Source organism: Pseudomonas sp. RC4D1 (assembly GCF_018390395.1).
GTDB classification, from domain to species: Bacteria; Pseudomonadota; Gammaproteobacteria; order Pseudomonadales; family Pseudomonadaceae; genus Aquipseudomonas; species Aquipseudomonas danubii.
On the sequence record NZ_JAHBAW010000002.1, the window covers coordinates 1,256,397 to 1,277,755 of the forward strand.

The 21,359-nt window shown below is 59.0% G+C and carries 22 protein-coding genes; 9 read left to right on the forward strand and 13 right to left on the reverse strand.

Features of this window, described 5'->3' with window-relative positions; all coding sequences use genetic code 11:
• Positions 1–69 precede the first annotated feature (69 nt).
• Positions 70–222 (forward strand): DUF3309 family protein, encoded by a 153-nt coding sequence (locus KHO49_RS21250; RefSeq protein ID WP_007945780.1) that lies wholly within the window; start codon positions 70–72, stop codon positions 220–222.
• An 86-nt stretch (positions 223–308) separates the two neighbouring features.
• On the opposite strand, the gene KHO49_RS21255 is transcribed toward KHO49_RS21250, so the two are convergent.
• The 9 genes from KHO49_RS21255 to KHO49_RS21295 all read right to left on the reverse strand — a co-directional run bounded on the left by KHO49_RS21255 (position 309) and on the right by KHO49_RS21295 (position 11,518).
• Positions 309–1,268 (reverse strand): fimbrial protein, encoded by a 960-nt coding sequence (locus KHO49_RS21255; RefSeq protein ID WP_213665787.1) that lies wholly within the window; start codon positions 1,266–1,268, stop codon positions 309–311.
• A 7-nt stretch (positions 1,269–1,275) separates the two neighbouring features.
• Positions 1,276–3,765, reverse strand: a complete 2,490-nt coding sequence (locus tag KHO49_RS21260; protein WP_349628974.1) for a fimbria/pilus outer membrane usher protein — start codon at positions 3,763–3,765, stop codon at positions 1,276–1,278.
• A 234-nt stretch (positions 3,766–3,999) separates the two neighbouring features.
• Complete coding sequence (locus tag KHO49_RS21265) at positions 4,000–4,740, reverse strand: fimbria/pilus periplasmic chaperone (RefSeq protein WP_213665789.1); 741 nt, start codon at positions 4,738–4,740, stop codon at positions 4,000–4,002.
• Positions 4,741–4,837: 97 nt separating this feature from the next.
• Complete coding sequence (locus KHO49_RS21270; RefSeq protein ID WP_213665790.1) at positions 4,838–5,359, reverse strand: fimbrial protein; 522 nt, start codon at positions 5,357–5,359, stop codon at positions 4,838–4,840.
• Between the two features lie 355 nt (positions 5,360–5,714).
• A complete protein-coding gene (locus tag KHO49_RS21275; protein WP_213665791.1) occupies positions 5,715–7,802 on the reverse strand; it encodes an LTA synthase family protein in 2,088 nt (695 codons plus the stop codon).
• Between the two features lie 339 nt (positions 7,803–8,141).
• Entirely contained in the window at positions 8,142–8,333 is a 192-nt protein-coding gene (locus tag KHO49_RS21280) for a PLDc N-terminal domain-containing protein (RefSeq protein ID WP_102860821.1), read from the reverse strand.
• 84 nt (positions 8,334–8,417) lie between these two features.
• Positions 8,418–8,948, reverse strand: coding sequence for a hypothetical protein (locus KHO49_RS21285; protein WP_102860820.1), 531 nt, complete (start codon positions 8,946–8,948; stop codon positions 8,418–8,420).
• Between the two features lie 115 nt (positions 8,949–9,063).
• On the reverse strand, positions 9,064–9,582 hold the full coding sequence (locus tag KHO49_RS21290) for an ankyrin repeat domain-containing protein (protein ID WP_102880496.1): 519 nt from the start codon (positions 9,580–9,582) through the stop codon (positions 9,064–9,066).
• 97 nt (positions 9,583–9,679) lie between these two features.
• Positions 9,680–11,518, reverse strand: coding sequence for a long-chain-acyl-CoA synthetase (locus tag KHO49_RS21295; protein ID WP_102880497.1), 1,839 nt, complete (start codon positions 11,516–11,518; stop codon positions 9,680–9,682).
• 678 nt (positions 11,519–12,196) lie between these two features.
• Between KHO49_RS21295 and KHO49_RS21300 the strand changes: the two genes are divergently transcribed.
• Complete coding sequence (locus KHO49_RS21300) at positions 12,197–12,475, forward strand: DUF3509 domain-containing protein (RefSeq protein WP_019093389.1); 279 nt, start codon at positions 12,197–12,199, stop codon at positions 12,473–12,475.
• 71 nt (positions 12,476–12,546) lie between these two features.
• Here KHO49_RS21300 and KHO49_RS21305 read toward each other — a convergent pair whose 3' ends face one another.
• The 3 genes from KHO49_RS21305 to aroC are packed head-to-tail and all read right to left on the reverse strand — an operon-like array spanning position 12,547 to position 15,366.
• A complete protein-coding gene (locus KHO49_RS21305; protein ID WP_213665792.1) occupies positions 12,547–13,092 on the reverse strand; it encodes a 1,2-dihydroxy-3-keto-5-methylthiopentene dioxygenase in 546 nt (181 codons plus the stop codon).
• Entirely contained in the window at positions 13,089–14,246 is a 1,158-nt protein-coding gene (locus tag KHO49_RS21310) for an MFS transporter (RefSeq protein ID WP_213665793.1), read from the reverse strand. The genes KHO49_RS21305 and KHO49_RS21310 overlap by 4 nt, the downstream gene beginning before the upstream one ends.
• 28 nt (positions 14,247–14,274) lie before the next feature.
• Entirely contained in the window at positions 14,275–15,366 is a 1,092-nt protein-coding gene (gene aroC / locus KHO49_RS21315; protein ID WP_110594636.1) for a chorismate synthase, read from the reverse strand.
• A gap of 142 nt (positions 15,367–15,508) precedes the next feature.
• Between aroC and KHO49_RS21320 the strand changes: the two genes are divergently transcribed.
• Both KHO49_RS21320 and KHO49_RS21325 read left to right on the forward strand, forming a co-directional pair.
• Positions 15,509–16,462 carry an alpha/beta hydrolase gene (locus KHO49_RS21320; protein ID WP_249735697.1) on the forward strand — a complete coding sequence of 318 codons (954 nt, stop codon included), beginning with the start codon at positions 15,509–15,511 and terminating at the stop codon, positions 16,460–16,462.
• 98 nt (positions 16,463–16,560) lie between these two features.
• Entirely contained in the window at positions 16,561–17,352 is a 792-nt protein-coding gene (locus tag KHO49_RS21325; RefSeq protein ID WP_102880501.1) for a hypothetical protein, read from the forward strand.
• 52 nt (positions 17,353–17,404) lie between these two features.
• Here the strand turns inward: KHO49_RS21325 and prmB are convergent, their stop codons facing one another.
• Positions 17,405–18,313 carry a 50S ribosomal protein L3 N(5)-glutamine methyltransferase gene (gene prmB, locus KHO49_RS21330; protein ID WP_102860813.1) on the reverse strand — a complete coding sequence of 303 codons (909 nt, stop codon included), beginning with the start codon at positions 18,311–18,313 and terminating at the stop codon, positions 17,405–17,407.
• Between the two features lie 240 nt (positions 18,314–18,553).
• On the opposite strand from prmB, the gene KHO49_RS21335 reads away from it, so the two are divergent.
• The 5 genes from KHO49_RS21335 (at position 18,554) to KHO49_RS21355 (ending at position 21,322) form a co-directional block, all read left to right on the forward strand.
• Positions 18,554–19,144 carry a cysteine hydrolase family protein gene (locus tag KHO49_RS21335; RefSeq protein WP_016962781.1) on the forward strand — a complete coding sequence of 197 codons (591 nt, stop codon included), beginning with the start codon at positions 18,554–18,556 and terminating at the stop codon, positions 19,142–19,144.
• Between the two features lie 129 nt (positions 19,145–19,273).
• Positions 19,274–19,594, forward strand: a complete 321-nt coding sequence (locus KHO49_RS21340) for a hypothetical protein (RefSeq protein ID WP_102880502.1) — start codon at positions 19,274–19,276, stop codon at positions 19,592–19,594.
• Between the two features lie 74 nt (positions 19,595–19,668).
• Positions 19,669–20,226: a Smr/MutS family protein gene (locus KHO49_RS21345; RefSeq protein WP_102880503.1), complete on the forward strand. Its 558-nt coding sequence runs from the start codon at positions 19,669–19,671 to the stop codon at positions 20,224–20,226.
• Between the two features lie 77 nt (positions 20,227–20,303).
• On the forward strand, positions 20,304–20,849 hold the full coding sequence (folE, locus tag KHO49_RS21350; RefSeq protein WP_011062625.1) for a GTP cyclohydrolase I FolE: 546 nt from the start codon (positions 20,304–20,306) through the stop codon (positions 20,847–20,849).
• A 101-nt stretch (positions 20,850–20,950) separates the two neighbouring features.
• Entirely contained in the window at positions 20,951–21,322 is a 372-nt protein-coding gene (locus KHO49_RS21355; RefSeq protein ID WP_102860811.1) for a glutathione S-transferase N-terminal domain-containing protein, read from the forward strand.
• The last annotated feature ends 37 nt before the right edge of the window (positions 21,323–21,359 follow it).

Below are 21,359 nucleotides of genomic sequence, written 5' to 3' on the forward strand. Positions count from 1 at the left end.
TTATTCATGAAGCCAAGTTGTCTTTGAACAACCGCGTTGTTCAACACTCTTCAATTTAAGGAAACCACCATGGGCACCATTCTGATCGTTATTTTGATTTTGCTGCTGATTGGCGGCCTGCCGGTATTCCCCCACTCCAGAAGTTGGGGTTATGGCCCTTCGGGAATCATCGGTGTCGTGCTGGTGGTGCTCTTGGTGTTGCTGCTACTGGGCAGGATTTGAATCAGCCAAGAGTTAAATCGTGCGCCAAACAGCGCCCTGCCTGAAAGGGCGCTTGCACAGTTCACATGCAAATAGAAAGCGCCTATCTATTCATACATGAAGGTGACCGTGGCGTTGATTGCTACATCACCAGCAGTCGGCGTAGCGTAATTTACATAAAAGGCGGTTAACGGGATGCTCAGGGCTTCATCATCAACACTGGTTGGCGTGGTCTTGAACTCTGTCCGGGTCGCGAACTCTTGTATGATCTTGCTGCTCGCATCGCCTCGGACCAAGATCAACCCCACGCCCTTGGCCATGCCTGGCCCCTCGCTATTGAGCAGAATGCTCGCCATTTGGAGGCCGTCCATGCGATAGGCCACCTTCACGCCTTTGTCACACTTGAGATCGATCGAGAACGTCGTCTGGCCTACCGGGCCTTTAATGGACAAGAGTTTACTCAGCGGGACGGTAGGCAAAGTGACCGTTTGCACCGGGCGGGCGACCGCACAACCACTGCGTTGAGCGTTGTACGTCACGCCATTGAACAAAATCTCATTGCTCAATTGGTTGTGGTAATAATTCCTGATCTTGTGATCGAGGAACTTCCCCGAGCTGATGGGGCCAGTCTTTACCAGTTCCAACTTGAACTTGTGCGGTGGTGAATAGGTACCGGGGTTTAGTCGACGCTCAAACCTGGGCCACTCCATGTACACATCACCCTCGTGGTGCCAGAGAATCCGCATGCCAATACCCGGTACTCCGGTCTCATAGACATGCTCGTAGGCGGTCTTGGTCGCCCCCCCGACAAAGCCATAGTCAAACCAAAGCCCATTGCCACTACAGGTCATGGTTGTTTTGCCCAGGTCTATGTCCTTGACCAGGATGGTGCTGCCCACCGGAATGTCACGAGGAGGCTTGAGCATCGCGAAGTCGGCACTGGTGAAGTGTGTCGACAGTGGATTTCCGGTGCATGTGTTGGCCCACACCTGATTGCCGTGCAGAGCCGTCAACAGAAACCACGCGACCAAGGCCCATCGGTTGTTTAGCAGGACGTTGATGTTCATCCATTACCTACCTGTTTGAGATTCGGCTGCCCGTATGGCAGGGCAACTCCAATTGCTGGTAGTACTCGTCGTTCGGGGAGGGATCGCTGGGCATGCGATACGACGCGAGGCAGCTCTGCCCTGCTCCCCACTGAATCAACAACTGGCCCTGACCTTCCAGCCCGCGGACAAAAGCTCGGCCGCCCTGCCCGACCTGAGTCAACACTTCACCCGCAGGCCCCAGGACTTGCGCCCCCAGGGGAATCATCTCGCCATCGTCACGCACCAGTTTGAGCAGCATCGCCCGCCCCACCACGGTCGGATAACGCAACATGACCACGGCTCCCGCGCGCGGAGCGACCTGCTGCGAGGTCATCTCCAGCTCGACATCCCGGGAAGTGCCTTTGGGGTCCAGGGCCATGTCGTTGCGTCGATAAGGCGTCAACCCCGTCACTACCGCATAGCCGTTATCAGCGATTCGAGTAGTCGCGTTACTGAGCACCTGAGCGCCCTTGGCCCCGGCGGCTTCGAGCACGGCCATGGTTTCGCCCTGACCCGAAGTTGCGTTAATACCTCCCGGGTGCGCGACCAGAGTGCCTTGCATGGCAAAGTTGGCTTGCTGATAGTTCTCTCCGCGGCTGGCGCCCAGGCTGTAATTGGCATGGGCCGCGTCATAACGCAGGTTTGCGCCATAGTTGCTGGTGCCCTGCCCCTCATAACGGTCACGTGAACCGTAGAGGCTGTAACCGACCTGGCCGCTGTCGCCGAGATTGCCACTCAAGGAGGTATTGACGCCGTGATTGCCCCTGCCGTCGTAACTGATGGACGAGTTCAGATAGGGTGAGTAGCGGCTGCGTCCCAGGGGCAAGCTGATACTCAGCAGATACTGATTGTCCATGTTGCCGCCACCGCTGCGGGTACGGCTGGCGCTGAAACTGAAGCTCCCCCAGTTGAAGCTGTTGGAGTAACCCACCTGATAGCTCAGATCCCGTCCCTGATCGCGATTCCAGTAGTTTTGCGCCAACCCGGAAAAGTTCAGTTGCCCCAGGCGTTCGCCTATCGGCTGGCTCAGGCTCAACTGCAGCCGACTGCGTTGCTTGAACGACAGGTTTTGCGACGGGCTGTCCTGCAAGCGAGCGTAATCGTCGAAGTTCAGATAGCCCTCACTGGAAAACCGGTAGGCCGCCACGCTGAAGTTGGTGGAGGTGGTTTCAATCAGTTTGTTGTAGGACAAGCGCAGGCTACGGCCGCTCAATTGCGCGCGGCCACCGGCAGGCGCATCGCTCAAGCCTGAAGCCTGGGAATGGGTCAAGTCCATCGCCACCGCCCCCAAAGCAGTGCTCAAGGCCGCCCCTCCCTGCCAGGCTTGATAGTCCTGAGCCAGGAGACTGCCGCCATAAGCGGTCCACAGGTTGGACAAGCCGTGCTGATAGGTTCCCTGGACAAAACCGGGCAGGCTATCAAGGCTGTCATCGCGGTAGCGTCCGGCGCTCAAGCTGAAGCGCGAGCTGCCGGGACGCAGCAGCTGGGCCATCGAGGCATAAGGCACCACAAAACTTCTGGTCCGCCCATCTGCCTCGGTGATGGTGACATTGAGGTCACCGGCGTAACCGGCGCTGTTCAGATCGTCAATGGCAAATGGCCCAGGAGACACCGTGGTTTCATACAACAGATTCTGCCCCTGGCGCACGCTGACCTTGGCGGTGGTATCGGCGACGCCACGCACCACAGGCGCAAACCCGCGCATCGAATCAGGCAACATGCGCTCATCGCTGCGTAGTTGTATGCCGGTAAAGGAAAAACTGTCGAACAGATTGCCGGGGGTATAGAACTCCCCCAGGGTCAGCTGGGCCTGGGCCGCAGTGATATCGCGCTGCACATAGCTACTCAAGGCGTTGTACTGACTGCTCCGACCGGAACTTGCCTGGCCATCGTAGCGATAGGAGCCATTGTGTCGCAGGCGCCACTGGCCGAGGTTCAGCCCCGTGTTCAGGCCGCTATAGAACTGACGACTGCGTTGTCCATTGCTACGGTTCTCGGACAGGTTGTTGCTGTAGCCGATAAAGCCTGCATTGACCCCCGCATCCCACTCTTTGGGAGACACATAACCGCGCTTGGTCCGGCTCAGGTACAGCTGAGGGATGGAAAGATCGGCGCGCAAGTCGGCCATGTCCACTTCCAGGCGCCCCTGAGGCACGATTTCATCGGGCCCCAGGCAATCGGCCGCCCGAGCTCGGGCGGCCTGATCCTCGGGCAGTCGGGTGAAATCAACGCCAAGCTGCTCCAGCAAATCCGGCGCCAGACAAGGCTCGACCTGCGAGCCATCGACCGAGGTCCTGAGGATGATTTCTTCAGTCCCAACGCGGTTCTGGTTGAGATACAGATCAAGGCGATAGGTACCGGGCGTCAGCGTATTACCTTGTTCATAAGTGGACAGGTCCAGCGTTTCTCCACGACTGTTGCCAAAAAATGCCGGATTGAAGCGAATCAGCTCATCAGCCTCACAGAGATCACTCACCACCCACGATACAAGTGCCGTACTTGCCAAAACAAAAATATCACGCACAACAATGAATTTACTCAAGTAGACAAGAGCACGAGCCATATAAAATAAAACATGTCCTGACAAAGCACTCATCTCGCCCGCCCGTAAAATCAGCACGATAGTTCCGTTACTTAAACACCCAGGCAGCAACCTCGGCATCAGCAAGTAGTGAGCGATACAGCCAATAAAAACCGGTCTCAGACGCTTCTAAAAGTGCAGCTTGGCTTCATTACGCACATTGGAGCCGTAATCATTGATCCATTCATAAATAACGCTACCTTTGACATCCGAGGCACTCAGTGCTTTCTCGATAACGAATTCAGCAGATGTCTTTGGCGCAATCATTTTACTTTCAACCTTTAAACTACTACCGTCATTGAGCTTCAACTCCACCGAATTAAAAGACACATGAAAGGCCCCATCATTGCGCACCTGCAGCACAGTTTTCTTAGCGGACTTCGATAGATTCCAGTGCAGTTTTTCTGCACTTTCAGTTGCACTGCCTGGTAGATCGGCAGGCCGGAAAAACAGCTTGATACGCGTCCGAAATGCCAGCTGCATATGGTTGCTGAGCTGCGCGGAAGGCAATGGCGGCACATCCAGTACATTAAGCCAGAACACCGACTCACGATCCTTTGGCACGCTTGATGATGAGCTATAGGCAATGCGCAAAGACTGCCCCTTGTCAGGGTTGATACGCACCATGGGCGGCATTACAACAAACGGTACATCTACGTCATCGGGCTTTGCATCCGGGTTACCATCGTCGATCCAGGCTTGCACCAGCGCCGCTTGTTGTCCTTGATTGCTGAGCCTAAGGGAGACTTCACGCTCTTTGGCCGCATAGATAAGTCGCGTTGCGTCAATCACTACGCTGGCTTGTGCAGAGATGGACCAACACAGAAACACGCCACAACAAAAAAGTCGTAAAATTAAACGGCAGGACATGGGTTCAATCGCTCAAAAACGTTAAGCCTTGAAGCTTGCGCTTCAAGGCTTTGACTACGCTCATATATAAACTCAAATATTGAGCTGTTTCTTTGTTTTACTCGTATATAAGGTCGAACATTAATTTGGCTTTAACATCACCTGCTGTAACCGTTTCAGCGACAGCAAGATATTGCGCGTAGAATTGAAATACTGCACTTAATTCATTAGCAAAACCTGGCTTCATAGGGTCTGCAAACCGGGAATCAAAAAGACTAATAGCTTTGTAATCTTTGTCTAGTATTTGTATTTTCACGGAAGATCCACCGGGCGCGGCATTATGCAGTGTACCGGAAGAAGAGTCTACGTCGCCTGCTGGAGTATTGAACCTTCCAGCGATCTTATTACCATCACATCCAGTGACAGAGATACCAAAAGGTGTAATAGCTGCAACATCACCAGCTGCCCTAAAGGCATTGGTACTGACACTCTCAAGGTTGACATCGCTCACACTTTCCACTGCACACGTGGATTCTGTGACTTTACCTTGAAAGTTCAGTTGCACATCATGTGCATAAGCATTGCTTACTGCCAGAGACAGACAAGATGCCAGACCCGCTATCCACCAAGACCTTTTCATTTAACTCTCCATTTACCAATCGTCGTGGCGCAATGCCGACCACACCATTCAAAAATCAATGCTGCGTGCCACATCTGGAGTGCTGTACGTATCCGTCCGGGCCGAAGCGGATGCGATCATCACCGTTTGTTGTATTGGCTAACATCAGATGAATCCTAAAACCCGAGAAAGCTCCCATTACCAGGCAAGAAACAGACTATTCGCCAAGCAACTTTTCCTAAGAAAACCAGGAAATACCTCAAGAAGGCGCAATGGATTGACCTATCGACAGGCAAAAAAAAACACCCCATCAGGGGTGTTTTCCTTGTGACTCAGATCCTGCCAGCCCTCTGCAAGGGGCCGGCAAGTGCAACTGTCAATCCGGCTTGCCGTTGACCACGCCGGCCGTGTTGTCGATCAGACTCTTGGTCGCAGTCTGCAGGAACGACTCCAGCTTCTGCTTGAGTTGCGCCTCATCGGCGGCTCCGGAAATCAGCTCGCCGCCTGGCGTTGCACCCAGCTCGTACTTGTACAGTCTGGGCGGCATTTCCTTGGGCAACACCAGCACCCGATCCGCCGTCAGCAGCGCCACGGTCTGATCGCTACCCGACGGTTTGACAACGCCAAAACCCTTGTCGCCTTCGGGCAGGTTGAGCAGGTCACGCCCCCAGCACTGGTGCAACACATCACCACCGAGGCGGCCCATGATGGTGGGCACGATATCGATCTGCGTGCCCACGGTGTGGTCGCGCTGGCCGAACTTCTCCTGGATACCGGGTGCAATCATCAGCATCGGCACGTTGAAACGACCCAGGTCCATTTCGGTAATCTGCTGCTCATTGCCAAAACCGTGGTCGCCGACCACAACGAACAACGTCTCATTGAAGTACGGCTCCTTGCTCGCCTTCTCGAAGAACTGGCCCAACGCCCAGTCGGAGTAGCGCATGGCGGTCAAGTGCTCATTGAGGCTACCGCGGTCGGTGACCTTCTCCACTGGCAATGGCGTCGGCAATGCGTACGGGGTGTGGTTGGACAGGGTTTGCAGCAGGGCGTAGAACGGCCCCTTGCCTTCACGGGCCTTCAACTCTTCCAGGCCACGGTTGAACATGTCCTGGTCGGACACACCCCAGGTCGGGTCGGAGAACACCGGATTGACGAAGTCATTGCGACCAATGAAGTTGGTCATGCCCTGGTTGCTGAAGAACCCCGACTGGTTGTCCCAGGCAAAATCACCGTTGTAGACATACACATCGTCATACTGGCGGGCGCTCAGCAGTTGCGGCAGGCCGGACAGTTTGTGGCTGCCTTCCGGGGTCTGCATCAGGTATTCAAAGCCTGGCAGGTTGGGGAAGCAGGCCATGGTGGCGAACATGCCCTGGTGGGTATGGGTGCCATTGGAGAAGAAGCGGTCGAACAGCAGGCCTTGTTTCGACAGTTTGTCGAAGTAGGGAGTGATCTCCCCAGGACGTCCCAGCGCGCCCACCGAATGCCCGGCGAAGCTTTCCATCAGGATCACCACGACGTTCTTGATCGGCAGGGTCTTGTCCGCATCCGGCGTGTAATTACGGCGCACGGCGGCGATGTCCCCATCCACCAGTTTGTCGTTCGGCACCAGCAGCATGTCGCGTACGGTCTGTTGAGCCAACGGCTGAGGCAAGCTCGCCTTCCAGATATTGGTGCGGTCTTCGGAGAAGCGATCTTTGGCTGCCGCCATCAACTGCAGGGTGCCGTTGAGGCCCAGCTGGTTGGCGAAGTTCGATTCGGTGGTGTAGACATCCCCCCAACGCATCGGCGGACCCTGGCGCAGGGTGCCACGAGCCGCCACCACACAGATCAGCAGACAGACCACGAATACCGCAATACGTGCATACCAGGGCGCAACCTGGCGTGCGCCGACATTGCCACCGCTGAACGGACCGCGAGGCCGAGTGGCACGGTCGGCCCACTTGAACGCCAGGCTGAGGATCCAGGCTCCCACGACCCAGGCCAGCAGGTAGCGAACCACAGGGAAACCGTACCAGAGCATGCTCATCACGGTTTTCGGGTCCTCCTTCACATACTGGAAGACCAGACCGTTGAGACGCTGGTGGAACTCACGGTAGAAATCCATCTCCATCAGGCCAAGGAACAAGGCAATGCTGGAGGTCACCGTCAGCCACAAGCGCAGCAGCCCGCGAGCCGCCATGGCCCGGGCACTGAGCATGGCCAGCACCAACGGTACGCTGAGGTAGACCACCAGCCGCAGGTCAAAACGCAGCCCATTGGCAAACGCTTCGAGGAAGGTCGAAGCCGGGGTGTCGAGAATCATCTCGCGGTTGTAGATCAACAGCGCGACGCGCAACAAAGAAAACATCACCATCATGACCAGCGCGCACAGCAGCGTGTAGGCCAGATGGGATTTGACGGTCGGTTGCAGCAGGCGATTCGAGGATCGCTGCTGACTCAGGGCATCCGAGTTTGCCATGTGGTTTTAGGACCCATTGGAAGTTTAAGTTGCAGAGAAAAAGTGGCGTTCTGCCCTCTTTTTGTCGCCAGGGCGACGGGGATTACGCGGTGCGCAGATGTTGCACGATCACTGAAGGCATTGCCATTGATTAGTGGGCGCTCCCCACAAGCCCAGCTCCTACGGCTCTGGAACAACAGATTGCCGGGCTTCGCACCAGGGGAAAAACGCCGGCGAATTGTCTTTGAGGCCTTGTGAAAATTTCGTTCAACGCATGTTTAGTCACACAAAAAAGGGCCTGGCGGCCCTTTTTTTCCATCGCCGGCCATCATGCCGGGGCTGTTCGTCACGTGTACTGGTTCAGAGCCTGACATTACCTCGGGGACCGGCAATGGCCCAGATGATCAACCCAAGTACGGGAAGGAAGATGATCAACAACACCCAGACAATCTTCATCCCGGTTTCAGCGCTGCTTTTCAGCACGTTGATGATGGCCCAGATATCCAGGGCCAGAATGATCAGGCCAACCAGGCCATTGAAGGTGGAACCCATGGTGTCGCTCCCAAATGAAGGTGTGCCTCTTTAGGATAGTCGCGCTGAATCAGGGTTCCGTTTTATTCCACCGCTATGGCGGATTCAGACGTGCACGGCAATCTTCAGCGCTTCCAGGGCCGGCGCTGCGGCGATACCGACTTCGGCACACAGCTCCAGCACTCGCGGCAGGTCATTGCCGTAGACCAGCACCATCTGCAGTTCGTCATCCAGCAACTGGCTGAAATTCATCAGCACATAGCCGCCGTTTTCCGGGTTCATGCTGCCCATCTGGATCTGGATGCGGTTCAAGGCCGTCAAGGCTTCGATCTTCGCCAACTGCTTGGGCTTGATGTTGAAAGGCACGTCCTTGCCGAAAGACGCGACGATCTGTGCGAACAGATCGACATAAGTGTCGGCCTGAAACAGCACAGTCTCCGGCAGGCTGCCGACCACCACCCACTCGCCCAGGGGAATGGGGAAGCTGTCGTCGTAGTTGATGTCCGGATTGGCCGCCAGGAACGCCTGGGGATCGGCGTAGGCCTGGGCCGCTTCGTCGGCGATCTGCTGGATCTCGGCATCGCCCATGCACCCGGAGCTGATTTTGCTGATGAGTTCGATAAGGGCGGTTTTCATGGGGACATCCTGAAGACAAGGAAATTCGAGGGCGCGAAGGATAGCCTAAAGTGCGCCCCCAGACCTACGCCTGTGACGCGGGCCTGGGGCCCTCGCCCCCTCGGACCTTGACGGCTCAGGCCAGGAGTTTTTCCAGCTGTGCGGCAGTGTCCTGCGCGCCCATGGTCTTGGCGGCTTCCAGGGCACTGACACCATTGCTGTCGCGAGCCTTGGGATCGGCGCCCTGGCTGATCAGGTAGGTGACGATTTCCGTGCGGTTGAACATCGCTGCCATCATCAGCGCGGTACGCCCGTCAAAGGACGAACCTTCCACTTGAGCTCCGCCTTCCACCAGGGCCTTGACCACCGCCAGGTCGCCCTTGAAGGCGGCGCCGGCGATCGGGCTCTGGCCATTGTCGTTGCGGATCTCGGGATCGGCCTGGTGCTTGAGCAGCACTTGCACGGCGTCCACATGCCCGTGATAGGCGGCCAGCATCAGCAAGGTGTCACCCTTGTGGTTGCGCAGGTTGACCGGCAGGCCACTGGCCGCCAGCTTGTCGAGCATCTGTGCGTCACCCTGACGGGCCACGTTGAATACCTGTTCGACAAACTGGGCGGCCTCTTCTTCAGTCATCTGGCGGCTTTTGTCGGTCATCGGAAACTCCAGGTTCGGCAAATCGGAAAGGCGCTAGTTTCCCCAAGCCGGCCGCAGCCTGTCATCCCTTTTTTCCCAAGAGAGACCATAGGCAGAATCAATAACGCAGACGCCCGCCCTGGATATCGGCAAAAATCTGCGGGGTCAGTTGCACATAGGTATCCGACCCGGGAAGCCAGGCATAGACCGGATCGTCGCCGACCCGTTCGAGGTCGAACGCCTGCTCCTTGAGTCGGCTCTTCTGATATTTGAAGGTGCCAGTGGTGTCCATTTTCACCTTGATCCGCAGAAACAGCGGCACCGCGTAAGCCGGAAGCTGCTGTCTGGCATATTGCAGCAACTCACTGAAATCCAGGGTCGCCAGCGACTCCGCCGGGGTAATGGCCACCATCCCGGCACGGCCGTTGGTGTTGTGGATTTCGACGCCATAGGCCACCACCTCGGCCACTTGCGGGTGCCCCAGGAGAATGTTCTCCACCTCGGTGGTGGAGACGTTCTCGCCCTTCCAACGATAGGTGTCCCCCAGCCGATCAACGAACTGCACATGGCCAAAACCGATGTCGCGCAGCAAGTCACCGGTGTTGAAGTAACAATCGCCCTTCTCGAACACATCCTTGAGGATCACCTTGAGGTTCTTTTCCGGATCGGTGTAGCCATCCAGCGGCGCCTTGTCGTCGATCTTCGCCAACAGCAGGCCCTGACCGCCCTTGGCGACCTTCTGCATGAAACCCTGGCTGTTGCGCAATGGCGCCCCGGTGTCGTGGGCGTACTCCACCAATGCCCAGGGGATCAGGGAAAAACCCACGGTGTTGTCGAAGTTGAGGATATTGCTGAAGCCGATATTGCCGTCGCTGGCCGCGTACAGCTCACAGACATGACCGACGCCGAAACGCTGCTTGAACTCGCTCCAGACTCCCGGACGCAGACCATTGCCGATCATCTTCAACACGCCATGCTCGGTATCCCGGGCAGTGCTGGGCTGATCGATCAGGTAGCGACACAATTCACCGACATAGCCCACGGTCGTCGCCTTGAACCGACGCGCATCGTCCCAGAACTGACTGGCGCTGAACTTGCGGCGAATGGCGAACCCCGAGGCGCCGGTGATGGCCGAGCCCCAGCAGACGCACAGCCCAGTGGCGTGGTACAGCGGCAAGGTGCAATACACCACGTCGCCGGGCTGCATATCCAGGGCGATGGTGCCGAAGCCGGCAGAGGTGCGCATCCAGCGCCCATGCTTGAAAATCCCCGCCTTGGGCAGGCCCGTGGTGCCGGACGTATAGATGTAGAAGCAAGGATCGTTGAAGAAGATGCGCTGGGTCTGCAACAGATTGTCCGCTGGATAACCGGCGCTCTCGGCCATCAGGTTGACCAGGCCGTCCGGAGTCGGTCCAGGGTCGACGAAGGTGTCCTGATCGGCCACGAACCAGGTGCGAGCCGGATCGATACCCACTTGATCGCGCACTGCGGAAAAAGCCGCCAGCAACTCACCACCAACCATGATGCCCACCGGCTTCACCAGTTCCAGGCTGTGTGCCAGCACGCTTTGGGTCTGCGCGGTATTGAGCATCGCGCAGATCCCGCCAAGCTTGGCCACCGCCAGCACCGTGACCAGCAGCTCGGGGCGATTCTCGATGAAAATCGCCAGTACATCGCCCTTGCCGATGCCCTGCTCCCGCAGGTAAGCAGCGATGCGGTTGGCCCATTGGTTGACCTGGGAGTAACTGAGTACCCGATCGCCATACAACAGGGCCGGCCCCTGGGGATTGCGCAGTGTAGCCTGCTCGAAACTCCAGCCCAGCCCACAGGGTTGGTCAGGGTTGTCGATGTTCCCTGCCCTCATGCCTCGCACCACCCGAGGTAGCGCCTTGGCAATGGACGGCACCTTTCGCAGCATCATGCCCCAGGTGATCATGTCGCTCTTGTACTTGTTCATGGTTGCTCCGGTTCGACAGCAAAGGTCTGTGCCCGGGCCAGGCCGGGCGTTGGCAACAGCCAGCGCAAGGCTCAACCGGGGTTGGCGACCCAGGGTTCGGCAACCGGCAAGCGAAGACTGCGGGGATCACCCGCAAAGGGATAAAGGCAGGGCAAGTGCAGCGCTGCTGACAGCACCGGCAATAATGCAGTGGGACCGTTCATGGAGGGCGTCCTGTTTCTTATTATTCGTCGGGCAGGATCGCTGGATCGCGCCGCAACACATTCCATGTCGCAGAAACACCTTTCAAACCTGTTCGGCCGGGTCGCCGAGGCAGCATTGAAACGGCGTGACAGGCTGGAAAATACGTCAGCCGTCGCGGGCCTGTACACGGAGTTTTTGCAAACTTTTGTATCTCCCCGCCGGTTATCTCCAGGGCCCTCCAGCCCCGTCCATAAACGATTGAATTTTCTCTCGGGGCCAGCGGTCATAACGCTGTAGCCACGCCCACGGCTAATCGCCGCCAACCTGCAAAATGCAGGATGCACGATGGCCATTCATGCAATTTGCACGAGATTGAAATTTCCTAGAAATTATAAGTTCTTGATTTATAAGGATTTTATAAAAAAACAATACTGGCACAATCGCTGCACCTATCACTCCACGCTTGCCCTTCAAGAGCTAACGGAGCTGATAGACATGAGCCTGATCCAAGAAAAGTTTTCTTCCCTGTTCTCCAACTTCGAAGTGACCACTCAACCCCGTCCTGACGGTGGCATCCTGCTCACCCTGCGTAACAGCGAAGGCAAACAGTTCAAGCGTTCGATTTCCTACGCGCAGCTGCATGCCGCCGACCAGCTGTCCTGGGTCATCAGTGCAATTCGTCGTGACTTGGCCGAACAGGCCAGTGAGCTGCCGCAGATTTCCATGCTGCAAAGCCAGAACCGCTTTGCCTTGCCGACTTACCACTCCGCGTAAGCCACCTTCGGTTTCCTGCTCGGGCCGGCCCACCTTGCGTGGGACCGGCCCGTTGACGTAGAGCTTGCCGCTCAATCGTCCAGGCGTGGGAACTGGCTGGCGATAGCGTCGCCGGTCAGGCTGGCCGACCAGCCTTGGGGATTGCTGAACAGGCGAATGGCTACCAAGTGCGGCTCCTCCCCCATATCGAACCAATGGGCAGTGCCCGCTGGCAGCGAAATCAGGTCGTTTCTTTCGCAAAGAACGGCATAGACGTAGTCGTCGATGTGCAGAGATAGCAGTCCACGTCCGGCGACGAATAACCGCACTTCATCCTCGTCATGGCGATGCTCGTCGAGAAAGCTGGCACGCAGCTCGGCTCTTTGTGGATGGTCACGGTTGAGGCTGATCACATCCACGCTGACATCACCCTGCTCGGTCGTCAGCCGATCGATCTGCTCCTGATAGGCCGCAATCACCTCCTCCTGACTGGCCCCCGGCTCGATCCGCGTCGAGGCTGGCCAACGCTCAAAGCCAATCCCCTGTTCGGCCAAGGTCGCAGCGATATCGTCAAAGTGGGTCAGAACCTTGTTCGGCAGGTCCGGGCTGGATACGTGGTAGACGGACAGGCTGCTCATGACGGCAACTCCTCTTGCATGCGGGTGGCAATGATAACGGCTGCGGCCAGGGCGGCGACGCTAGCAATACTAAAGGTCAATGTGGCGCCCAGGGCGTTCCAGCTGTAGCCGGAATACAGGGCGCCCAAGGCACCTCCGGTTCCCGCCAGGGCGGCGTACAGCGCCTGGCCCTGGCCCTGCTGGCGAGCACCGAAACTGCGTTGGACAAAATGGATGGCCGCGGCGTGAAAGCTGCCGAAGGTTGCCGCATGCAGCACCTGCGCCAGCAACAGTGCCCCGAGATGCTCCGCCAGGCTGCCCAGCAGCACCCAGCGCAAAGCCGCCAAGAGAAAACTCGCCAGCAACACCCGGCGCACGGAAAATCGCGCCAGAATCCGGCTCATGGCCAGGAACATCAGCACCTCGGCCACCACACCCAGAGCCCAGAGCATGCCGATCAGGCCACGGGTATAGCCCAGGTGCTCCAGGTGCAGGGTCAGGAAGGTGTAGTAAGGACCGTGGCTCATCTGCATCAGGGCCACACACAGGTAGAAGGCCAGCACCCCGGGGCCACGCAACTGCTTGATAAAGCCCTCCCCGGCCAACCGCGGCCCCTGCACCACAGGCTGGGCGTTGGGCACCCACAGGCTGCTGAGCACAATGCCGCCCATGATCGCCACCAGTGCCGCCGGATAGATATCCAGGCTCAGCCACTCGAACAGGCGTCCCAAAGCCACCACGGTAAGAATGAAACCGATGGAACCCCATAGACGGATCTGGCTGTAGCGAGAGGTCTGCCCCTGCAAGTGCGCCAGGGTGATCACCTCAAACTGCGGCAGGACTGCGTGCCAGAAAAACGCGTGCAGGGCCATGACCATGGCCAGCCAGGCGTAGCTCTTGCTGACGAAGATCAGCGAGAAACAGATCAGGGTGCAGATGGCGCCAAAGCGCACGATCGCCAGTCGCCGGCCAGTGTAGTCCCCCAGCCAGCCCCAAAGATTGGGCGCCACGCAGCGCATGAGCATGGGAATGGCCACCAGCTCGCCGATCCGCGCGCTGGAAAACCCCAGGTGATCGAAATACAGCGCCAGAAACGGTGCCGTCGACCCCAGCAGGGCGAAATAGAACAGGTAGAAACTGGAAAGCCGCCAGTACGGCAGCGCCGCCACGGTCATCAGACCGTAGCGACTGGCAGAACCGCCATTACAGCTGGCCCAGTACCGGCGTGCTGACGCGCACGTCGGCATTCTGGCCGCGGTGACGCAGCAGGTGATCCAGCAGCACGATGGCCATCATGGCTTCGGCAATGGGGGTGGCGCGAATGCCCACGCAAGGGTCGTGACGGCCCTTGGTGATCACGTCCAGCGGATTGCCATCAACGTCGATGGAGCGACCTGGCGTGGTGATGCTGGACGTCGGCTTGAGGGCCAGGTGGGCAACGATCGGCTGCCCCGAGGAGATCCCGCCAAGAATGCCGCCAGCGTTATTGCTGAGGAAACCTTGCGGGGTCAGTTCGTCACGGTGTTCGGTGCCGCGCTGGGCGACGCTGGCAAAACCGGCGCCGATTTCCACGCCCTTGACCGCATTGATGCTCATCAACGCATGAGCCAGTTCGGCATCCAGCCGGTCGAAGATCGGCTCGCCCAGGCCCGGCATCACGCCTTCGGCGACCACGGTGATCTTCGCTCCCACGGAATCCTGATCCCGGCGCAATTGGTCCATGTAGGCTTCAAGCTCCGGAACCTTATCCGGATCGGGGCTGAAGAATGCGTTGTCCTCCACCGAGTCCCAGGTCTTGAAAGGAATCTCGATCGGGCCCAGCTGACTCATGTAACCGCGCACCACGATGCCCTGGCTGGCCAGGTATTTCTTGGCGATGGCCCCGGCCGCCACGCGCATGGCGGTTTCCCGCGCCGAGCTGCGACCGCCGCCACGGTAATCACGAATGCCGTACTTGTGGTGGTAGGTGTAATCGGCGTGAGCCGGACGGAACAGATCCTTGATCGCCGAGTAGTCCTTGGACTTCTGGTCGGTATTGCGGATCAACAGGCCAATGGAACAGCCCGTGGTCTTGCCCTCGAACACCCCGGAAAGGATCTCGACTTCATCGGGTTCCTGGCGCTGGGTGGTGTGACGGCTGGTGCCGGGCTTGCGCCGGTCCAGGTCACGCTGCAGGTCTTCCAGGGACAGCTCGAGGCCCGGCGGGCAGCCGTCGACAATGGCGACCAACGCCGGACCATGGCTTTCGCCCGCGGTGGTGACAGTGAACAGCTTGCCGTAGGTATTGCCGGACATGCGGGGAGCTCCGTGAAATCAGCCGAAATAACTCAATCAGGATTACTGAAGGGCGCAAGTATACGCAGGCTACCCAACTAGTTCATCCTCGAACCTTCTGCCCCTGCCCGAGTCCAACCGGCACCTTATCCATGATGGCGTGATGATGCTGCGAGTCCTTCTCTTGAGCCTTTCCCTGTTCACCGGCCTGGTCAACGCGGCCGTCCTGCAACGCCCCGTAAGCCTGGACACCGGCCACGGCGAGCTGTACGGCTCGATGCTGCTGCCCAAATCTGCGCAGCCGGTGCCGGTGGTACTGATCATCTCAGGCTCCGGCCCCACCGACCGCGACGGCAACAACCCCGACGGCGGGCGCAACGATAGCCTCAAGCGCCTGGCCTGGGTGCTGGCCAAGCACAACATCGCCAGCGTGCGCTATGACAAGCGCGGTGTAGCGGCCAGCCTCGCGGCGACCCCGGATGAACGCAACCTGACCCTCGACGCCTATGTGGCCGACGCCGTGGCCTGGGGCAAGCAGCTCAAGGCCGACCCGCGCCTGGGCCAACTGATCGTGCTGGGCCATAGCGAGGGCGCGCTGATCGCCAGCCTCGCCGCCGCCCAACTGGACGCCGCCGGCGTGATTTCCATCTCCGGCACCGCCCGCCCCGTGGATCAGGTGCTGCGCCAGCAACTGAGTTATCGCCTGCCGCCGGCGCTGATGGTGCGCAGCAATGAACTGCTGGACAGCCTCAAGGCCGGTCAGGTTGACAACGATGTGCCACCGGCCTTGCAAGTGATCTTCCGCCCTAGCGTGCAACCCTATCTGATCACCCTGTTCCGCGAGGACCCGGCCGCCGCTTTCGCCCGCCTGAAAATGCCGGCGCTGATCATTCAGGGCAGCAACGATATCCAGGTCAGCATCGACGACGCCCGGGTGCTCAAGGCGGCAAAACCGGATGCTCAACTGACCTTGATCGACGGCATGAACCATGTGCTGCGTATCGTACCCAACGATCTCAAGCGCCAGTTGGCGTCCTACAAGGACCCGCAATTGCCCCTGGCGGCGGAACTGGGCCGATCCATCATCAGTTTTATTGACGGACTTCACACCCGTTAGGCTGTTTTTACCCTCCAGTCCTGAAAAAAACGGCCGATAAGCCTTTGCCGGCCGTTCGATTGCTGTCGGCGCGCAGCGATTGGACAGGACTTGCCGTTATGACTGATACCTCGAATTCACCCGCCACCGAGCAGGAAGCCGCCGTACCGGAAGCGGCGCCGTTGCCGTGGGCGGACGTCCAGGCTGAACATCACAAGATGCTGCGCCTGGCGCCCCTGCAGACCGATCGCGCCACCGGCGGGCGCCCTTTGCGTTTTGTCGAGTTCGGTTATGCCGAACGCAACAACAAAGAGCACAGCCTGCTGCGCATGACCATCAGCCTGCCCGGCCAGCGGGTGCGCAAGGAACAGAATCACCTGGATGTCTGGGTCGAGCACGACACCCACCGGGTGCACTTCGAGCCCGAAGGCGGGCTGCAGATCGAACCACTGAACCGTGGCATCGGACGCTTCCTGCTGGCCCAGGCCGCGCAGTGGGCGCAGAAGAAGTGGCCGCACTACCGGGTCGACGGCTTCGAGCTCGCTAACAAGGACGCCCTCAATGAGGACACTCGCCTGCGCCGCGATCATGTGCTGCGTACCCAGGGCTTCGACGTGGTGTATGCCGATGCCCAGCATCTCAAGGGCAGCGTCAAGGATGTTCAAGTGGGCGAGCTGCTGAGCCAGTGGAACACCGAGAAACTGCAGTTCGTGGAGATACTGGAAGCCGCACAGATGCTCCAGCAGGCCGAGCAGAACCTGGAGGAGCTGGAAGTCAAACTGCGCAAGCAGGAAGAGAAAGTCACCAAATACAAACGTGAAGACACCGGTCTGCGCTTCACCATCACCTGCCTGGTGGCCTTCGCGGTCTTCCAGGCGGGTCTGCTGATCTGGATTGCGACTCACCGCTGAGTCGCAACCTCTTCAGGGATCAAGGCCCGCCTTGCGCGGGCCGGCACATGGCTCAGGCGCGGGCGGCGAACAGCGCCTGATGCTCGCGGCACTGCTCCGCAGTGAGCATGAATACACCGTGACCGCCGCGTTCGAAGTCCAGCCAGGCGAAGTCGACTTCGGGGTACAGCGCCTCGACGTGCACCTGGCTATTGCCCACTTCGACAATCAGCAAGCCTTTCTCGGTCAGGTGATCAGCGGCCTGGGCCAGCATGCGACGCACCAGATTCAGACCATCATCACCACAGGCCAGGCCCAGCTCGGGCTCATGCTGGTACTCGTCCGGCATGTCGGCAAAATCTTCGGCATCGACATAAGGCGGGTTGGAAACGATCAGGTCGAAGCGCTGCCCCGGCAAGCCATCGAAACCATCGCCCTGCACGGTGAACACCCGCTCATCGACACCGTGGCGCTCAATGTTCTGGTTGGCCACTTCCAGGGCTTCGAAGGACAGATCAGCCAGCACCACTTCGGCCTCGCGGAACTCATAGGCACAGGCGATGCCGATGCAACCGGAGCCGGTGCACAGATCGAGAATCCGCGCAGGCTCAGTGCCCAGCCAGGGTTCGAAGCGTTTCTCGATCAACTCGCCGATGGGCGAGCGGGGAATCAGCACACGCTCGTCAACGATGAACGACATGCCGCAGAACCAGGCCTCGCCCAACAGGTAGGCTGTGGGCACGCGTTCTTCGATTCGGCGCTTGAGCAGGTGCTGAAGGTGGACCAACTCGTCGTCTTCCAACGCGCAGTCCAGGTAGCTGTCGGCGATTTCCCAGGGCAGATGCAAGGCTCCGAGCACCAATTGGCGGGCCTCGTCCCAGGCGTTGTCGGTACCATGGCCGAAGAACAGATCCTCCCCATGAAAGCGGCTGACAGCCCAGCGGATATGGTCACGCAAGGTGCGAAGGCGGGAAGTGATCACGGGACAGACTCCTGAAAAAACGACCGGCAATTCTAACAGCCAAAGCGCCTGCCGACGACGAATGAAAAACCACCGCCGTACAATCGCCCGACCGACCGCTTTTTGCCCGGCAAGCCAAATACCTTGCCCCTCTTGACAAGGCTGCAGGCCAACAACGGCGCACCTTACGTTAGTAGCGATTCACAGAAGCGCTCCGCCAGAGGACAATGTCGCAAAAGCCCCACTCACAGGAGCCCCAGAATGTCCGTTCCAAAGACGATGTTTCAACTCAGCGGTCGTGGTTATGCAGCGGCCAATTTGAGCCACGCGACCCTTGTGATCATCGACGCCCAGAAAGAGTACCTCAGCGGCCCCCTGGCCCTGTCCGGCATGGACAAGGCAGTGGCCAACATCGGCCAACTGCTGGCCGCAGCCCGGGCTGCCGGCCGGCCCATTGTGCATGTGCGCCATCTTGGCACCGTCGGCGGCCTGTTCGACCCTCAGGGCGAGCGCGGCGAATTCATCCCCGGCCTTGAGCCCCAAGGCGACGAGACCATCATCGGCAAGCTGCTGCCCAGTGCCTTCCACGGCACCGAACTGGAAAAGCGCCTGCAGGATCTGGGCTCCCTGGACCTGATCGTCGCCGGTTTCATGAGCCACTCCAGCGTCAGCACCACCGTGCGAGCAGCGAAGAACCTGGGATTCCGTTGCACCCTGGTGGAGGACGCCTGTGCCACCCGTGACCTGCCCTACAAGGGCGGCATTCTCAGCGCCGAGCATGTTCAGCAGACTGAAATGGCGATCATGGCCGACAACTTTGCCACTCTCGCCCAGACCGCAAGCCTGATCTGACCAGCCTTGGTGAGCGGCTGGCGGGCCGCTCATCCATAAACGCCTCGCATTTGCAGCAATTGCCTTAGCCTCAGGAACCACCCGGTCAACTCCCGGTCGAAGGGCCGATACCCATTGAGGAAGGTCGGAATGAAGATATCCGATGGTTTTGACGCACGCCGATTGCGGCCCAAAAGCCCGCGAAACTGGCGCCTGCGCCTGGGGGCTGGATTCTCTGCATTGCTGGCGACCTTCGGCGTGCTGCTGGCCCTGGCCGGGACCGCAAGCCTGCTGGGACGCGCTCCGGCGCTAGGAGAACTCAACGCCAGCCCACTGGGCTCGGCGCTGATCCTGCTGATCGGCGTGCTACTGCTGTACATCGGTGTGCGCCTGTGGCGGCGTTGCCGGCGCCGAATGCGCCAGCCCCTGGCACTGAACATGGCGCCACACCTGATGAAAAAACACGACTGACGACCCTGGGCGCGATTTGCGCGCCTTAAGGTGTTCCGAGTTGGGTAAACTAGCCGCCCTTCGCGGAGGCTGACATGCAAGACGACGATTTTTCCCTGTTCAAAAACGAGATCCGCGGCGTCAAGCCGATCAAGCACGATCGGGCCGACACAGGCAAACCCAAGGCCGACCGTGCACAGATCGCCAAGCTGCGCCAGGCTGCCACAGTGCGTAGCGAGACCACGACGGTGGACGGGCTGTCCGATCAGTTCGTCATCGATGTGGGACCTGAAGATGAGCTGATGTGGGCCCGCGACGGGGTTCAGGAAAGCCAGATGCGCAAGCTGAAAGTCGGCCAGATTCCCTTTGAAGGCAGCCTCGACCTGCATGGCATGACCGTGGAAAAGGCCCGCGAAACCCTCTGGGCGTTTCTCGCCGAAGCCACCCGATTCGAGATCCGCTGTGTACGCGTCACACACGGCAAGGCCGTGCGCCTGGACGGCAAGCGCCCCATGATCAAAAGCCACGTCAACACCTGGCTGCGCCAGCATCCACAAGTGCTGGGCTTCACCTCCTGCCAGGCTAAACATGGCGGCACTGGCGCGCTGTACGTCATGCTCAAACGCACCATGATGGAAGGCCGCGACGAATAAAGCCGCTGCACTAAGCTTGCAGCGCCGTGTCTGCCACCGTACCCTTGCCCTTTGCGTAAAATCCCACAGGTAGTTTCATGTCCCTGGAACAGAATTACACCGCGATCCTCGGCCAACTGGGCGAGGACGTCTCCCGCGAGGGCCTGCTCGATACGCCCAAGCGTGCCGCCAAAGCCATGCAGTACCTTTGCCGCGGTTATGCCCAAACCCTGGAAGAAGTCACCAACGGTGCCTTGTTCAGCTCTGACAACAGCGAAATGGTGCTGGTCAAGGACATCGAGCTCTACTCGCTGTGCGAACACCATCTGCTGCCATTCATCGGCAAGGCTCACGTTGCCTACATTCCCAGCGGCAAGGTCCTGGGGCTGTCGAAAGTCGCGCGCATCGTCGACATGTATGCCCGTCGCCTGCAGATCCAGGAAAACCTCAGCCGGCAAATCGCCGACGCCGTCCAGCAAGTGACCGGCGCTCTGGGAGTTGCAGTGGTGATCGAGGCCAAGCACATGTGCATGATGATGCGCGGTGTGGAGAAGCAGAATTCGTCGATGATCACTTCGGTGATGCTGGGCGAGTTCCGCGAAAATGCCGCGACTCGCAGCGAGTTCCTCAGCCTGATCAAGTAACAGGCCCTGAGTGAAAAAACCGGCGTTGATCGCCGGTTTTTTTCGTCCGGCAAAAATCAGGTAAGCTGCCGCCCCTTCATTCATGGGCAAGAGGCAATACCGTGATCGTCAAAGCGCTGCGAGTCGGCCTGGGCCAACTCATCATTTTCATCGACTTCATCACCCGCCCGCGCAAGCAGAAGCGCGCTGCCGCCGCTCAAGCGCAAGTCGAGCAGGCCGCCAAGGGCCTGACCCTGTATCAGTTCCACGCCTGCCCGTTCTGCGTGAAGACCCGCCGTACCCTGCACCGCCTGAACGTACCGGTGGCCCTGCGCGACGCCAAGAACAACGAGCAGGATCGCCAGACCCTGCTGGAGCAGGGCGGCAAGATCAAGGTGCCATGCCTGCGTATCGAAGAGAACGGCCAGACCACCTGGATGTATGAATCCAAGGTGATCATCGATTACCTGAACCAGCGCTTCTCGGCGGCCTGAAGCCTCTCCCCGGGACGATGCTGTCCCGGGTCAGTTG

Bases quoted from the DNA above. Each gene is read 5' to 3' on its own strand.
- folE (WP_011062625.1), top strand. From the start codon at position 20,304: ATGTCCCTGGAACAGAATTACACCGCGATCCTCGGCCAACTGGGCGAG.
- KHO49_RS21335 (WP_016962781.1), top strand. From the start codon at position 18,554: ATGTCCGTTCCAAAGACGATGTTTCAACTCAGCGGTCGTGGTTATGCA.
- KHO49_RS21275 (WP_213665791.1), bottom strand. From the start codon at position 7,802: ATGGCAAACTCGGATGCCCTGAGTCAGCAGCGATCCTCGAATCGCCTG.
- KHO49_RS21325 (WP_102880501.1), top strand. From the start codon at position 16,561: ATGACTGATACCTCGAATTCACCCGCCACCGAGCAGGAAGCCGCCGTA.
- KHO49_RS21280 (WP_102860821.1), bottom strand. From the start codon at position 8,333: ATGGGTTCCACCTTCAATGGCCTGGTTGGCCTGATCATTCTGGCCCTG.
- KHO49_RS21250 (WP_007945780.1), top strand. From the start codon at position 70: ATGGGCACCATTCTGATCGTTATTTTGATTTTGCTGCTGATTGGCGGC.
- KHO49_RS21300 (WP_019093389.1), top strand. From the start codon at position 12,197: ATGAGCCTGATCCAAGAAAAGTTTTCTTCCCTGTTCTCCAACTTCGAA.
- KHO49_RS21255 (WP_213665787.1), bottom strand. From the start codon at position 1,268: ATGAACATCAACGTCCTGCTAAACAACCGATGGGCCTTGGTCGCGTGG.
- KHO49_RS21305 (WP_213665792.1), bottom strand. From the start codon at position 13,092: ATGAGCAGCCTGTCCGTCTACCACGTATCCAGCCCGGACCTGCCGAAC.
- KHO49_RS21295 (WP_102880497.1), bottom strand. From the start codon at position 11,518: ATGAACAAGTACAAGAGCGACATGATCACCTGGGGCATGATGCTGCGA.
- KHO49_RS21265 (WP_213665789.1), bottom strand. From the start codon at position 4,740: ATGTCCTGCCGTTTAATTTTACGACTTTTTTGTTGTGGCGTGTTTCTG.
- KHO49_RS21345 (WP_102880503.1), top strand. From the start codon at position 19,669: ATGCAAGACGACGATTTTTCCCTGTTCAAAAACGAGATCCGCGGCGTC.
- KHO49_RS21270 (WP_213665790.1), bottom strand. From the start codon at position 5,359: ATGAAAAGGTCTTGGTGGATAGCGGGTCTGGCATCTTGTCTGTCTCTG.
- KHO49_RS21285 (WP_102860820.1), bottom strand. From the start codon at position 8,948: ATGAAAACCGCCCTTATCGAACTCATCAGCAAAATCAGCTCCGGGTGC.
- KHO49_RS21290 (WP_102880496.1), bottom strand. From the start codon at position 9,582: ATGACCGACAAAAGCCGCCAGATGACTGAAGAAGAGGCCGCCCAGTTT.
- KHO49_RS21340 (WP_102880502.1), top strand. From the start codon at position 19,274: ATGAAGATATCCGATGGTTTTGACGCACGCCGATTGCGGCCCAAAAGC.
- KHO49_RS21320 (WP_249735697.1), top strand. From the start codon at position 15,509: ATGATGCTGCGAGTCCTTCTCTTGAGCCTTTCCCTGTTCACCGGCCTG.
- aroC (WP_110594636.1), bottom strand. From the start codon at position 15,366: ATGTCCGGCAATACCTACGGCAAGCTGTTCACTGTCACCACCGCGGGC.
- KHO49_RS21310 (WP_213665793.1), bottom strand. From the start codon at position 14,246: ATGACCGTGGCGGCGCTGCCGTACTGGCGGCTTTCCAGTTTCTACCTG.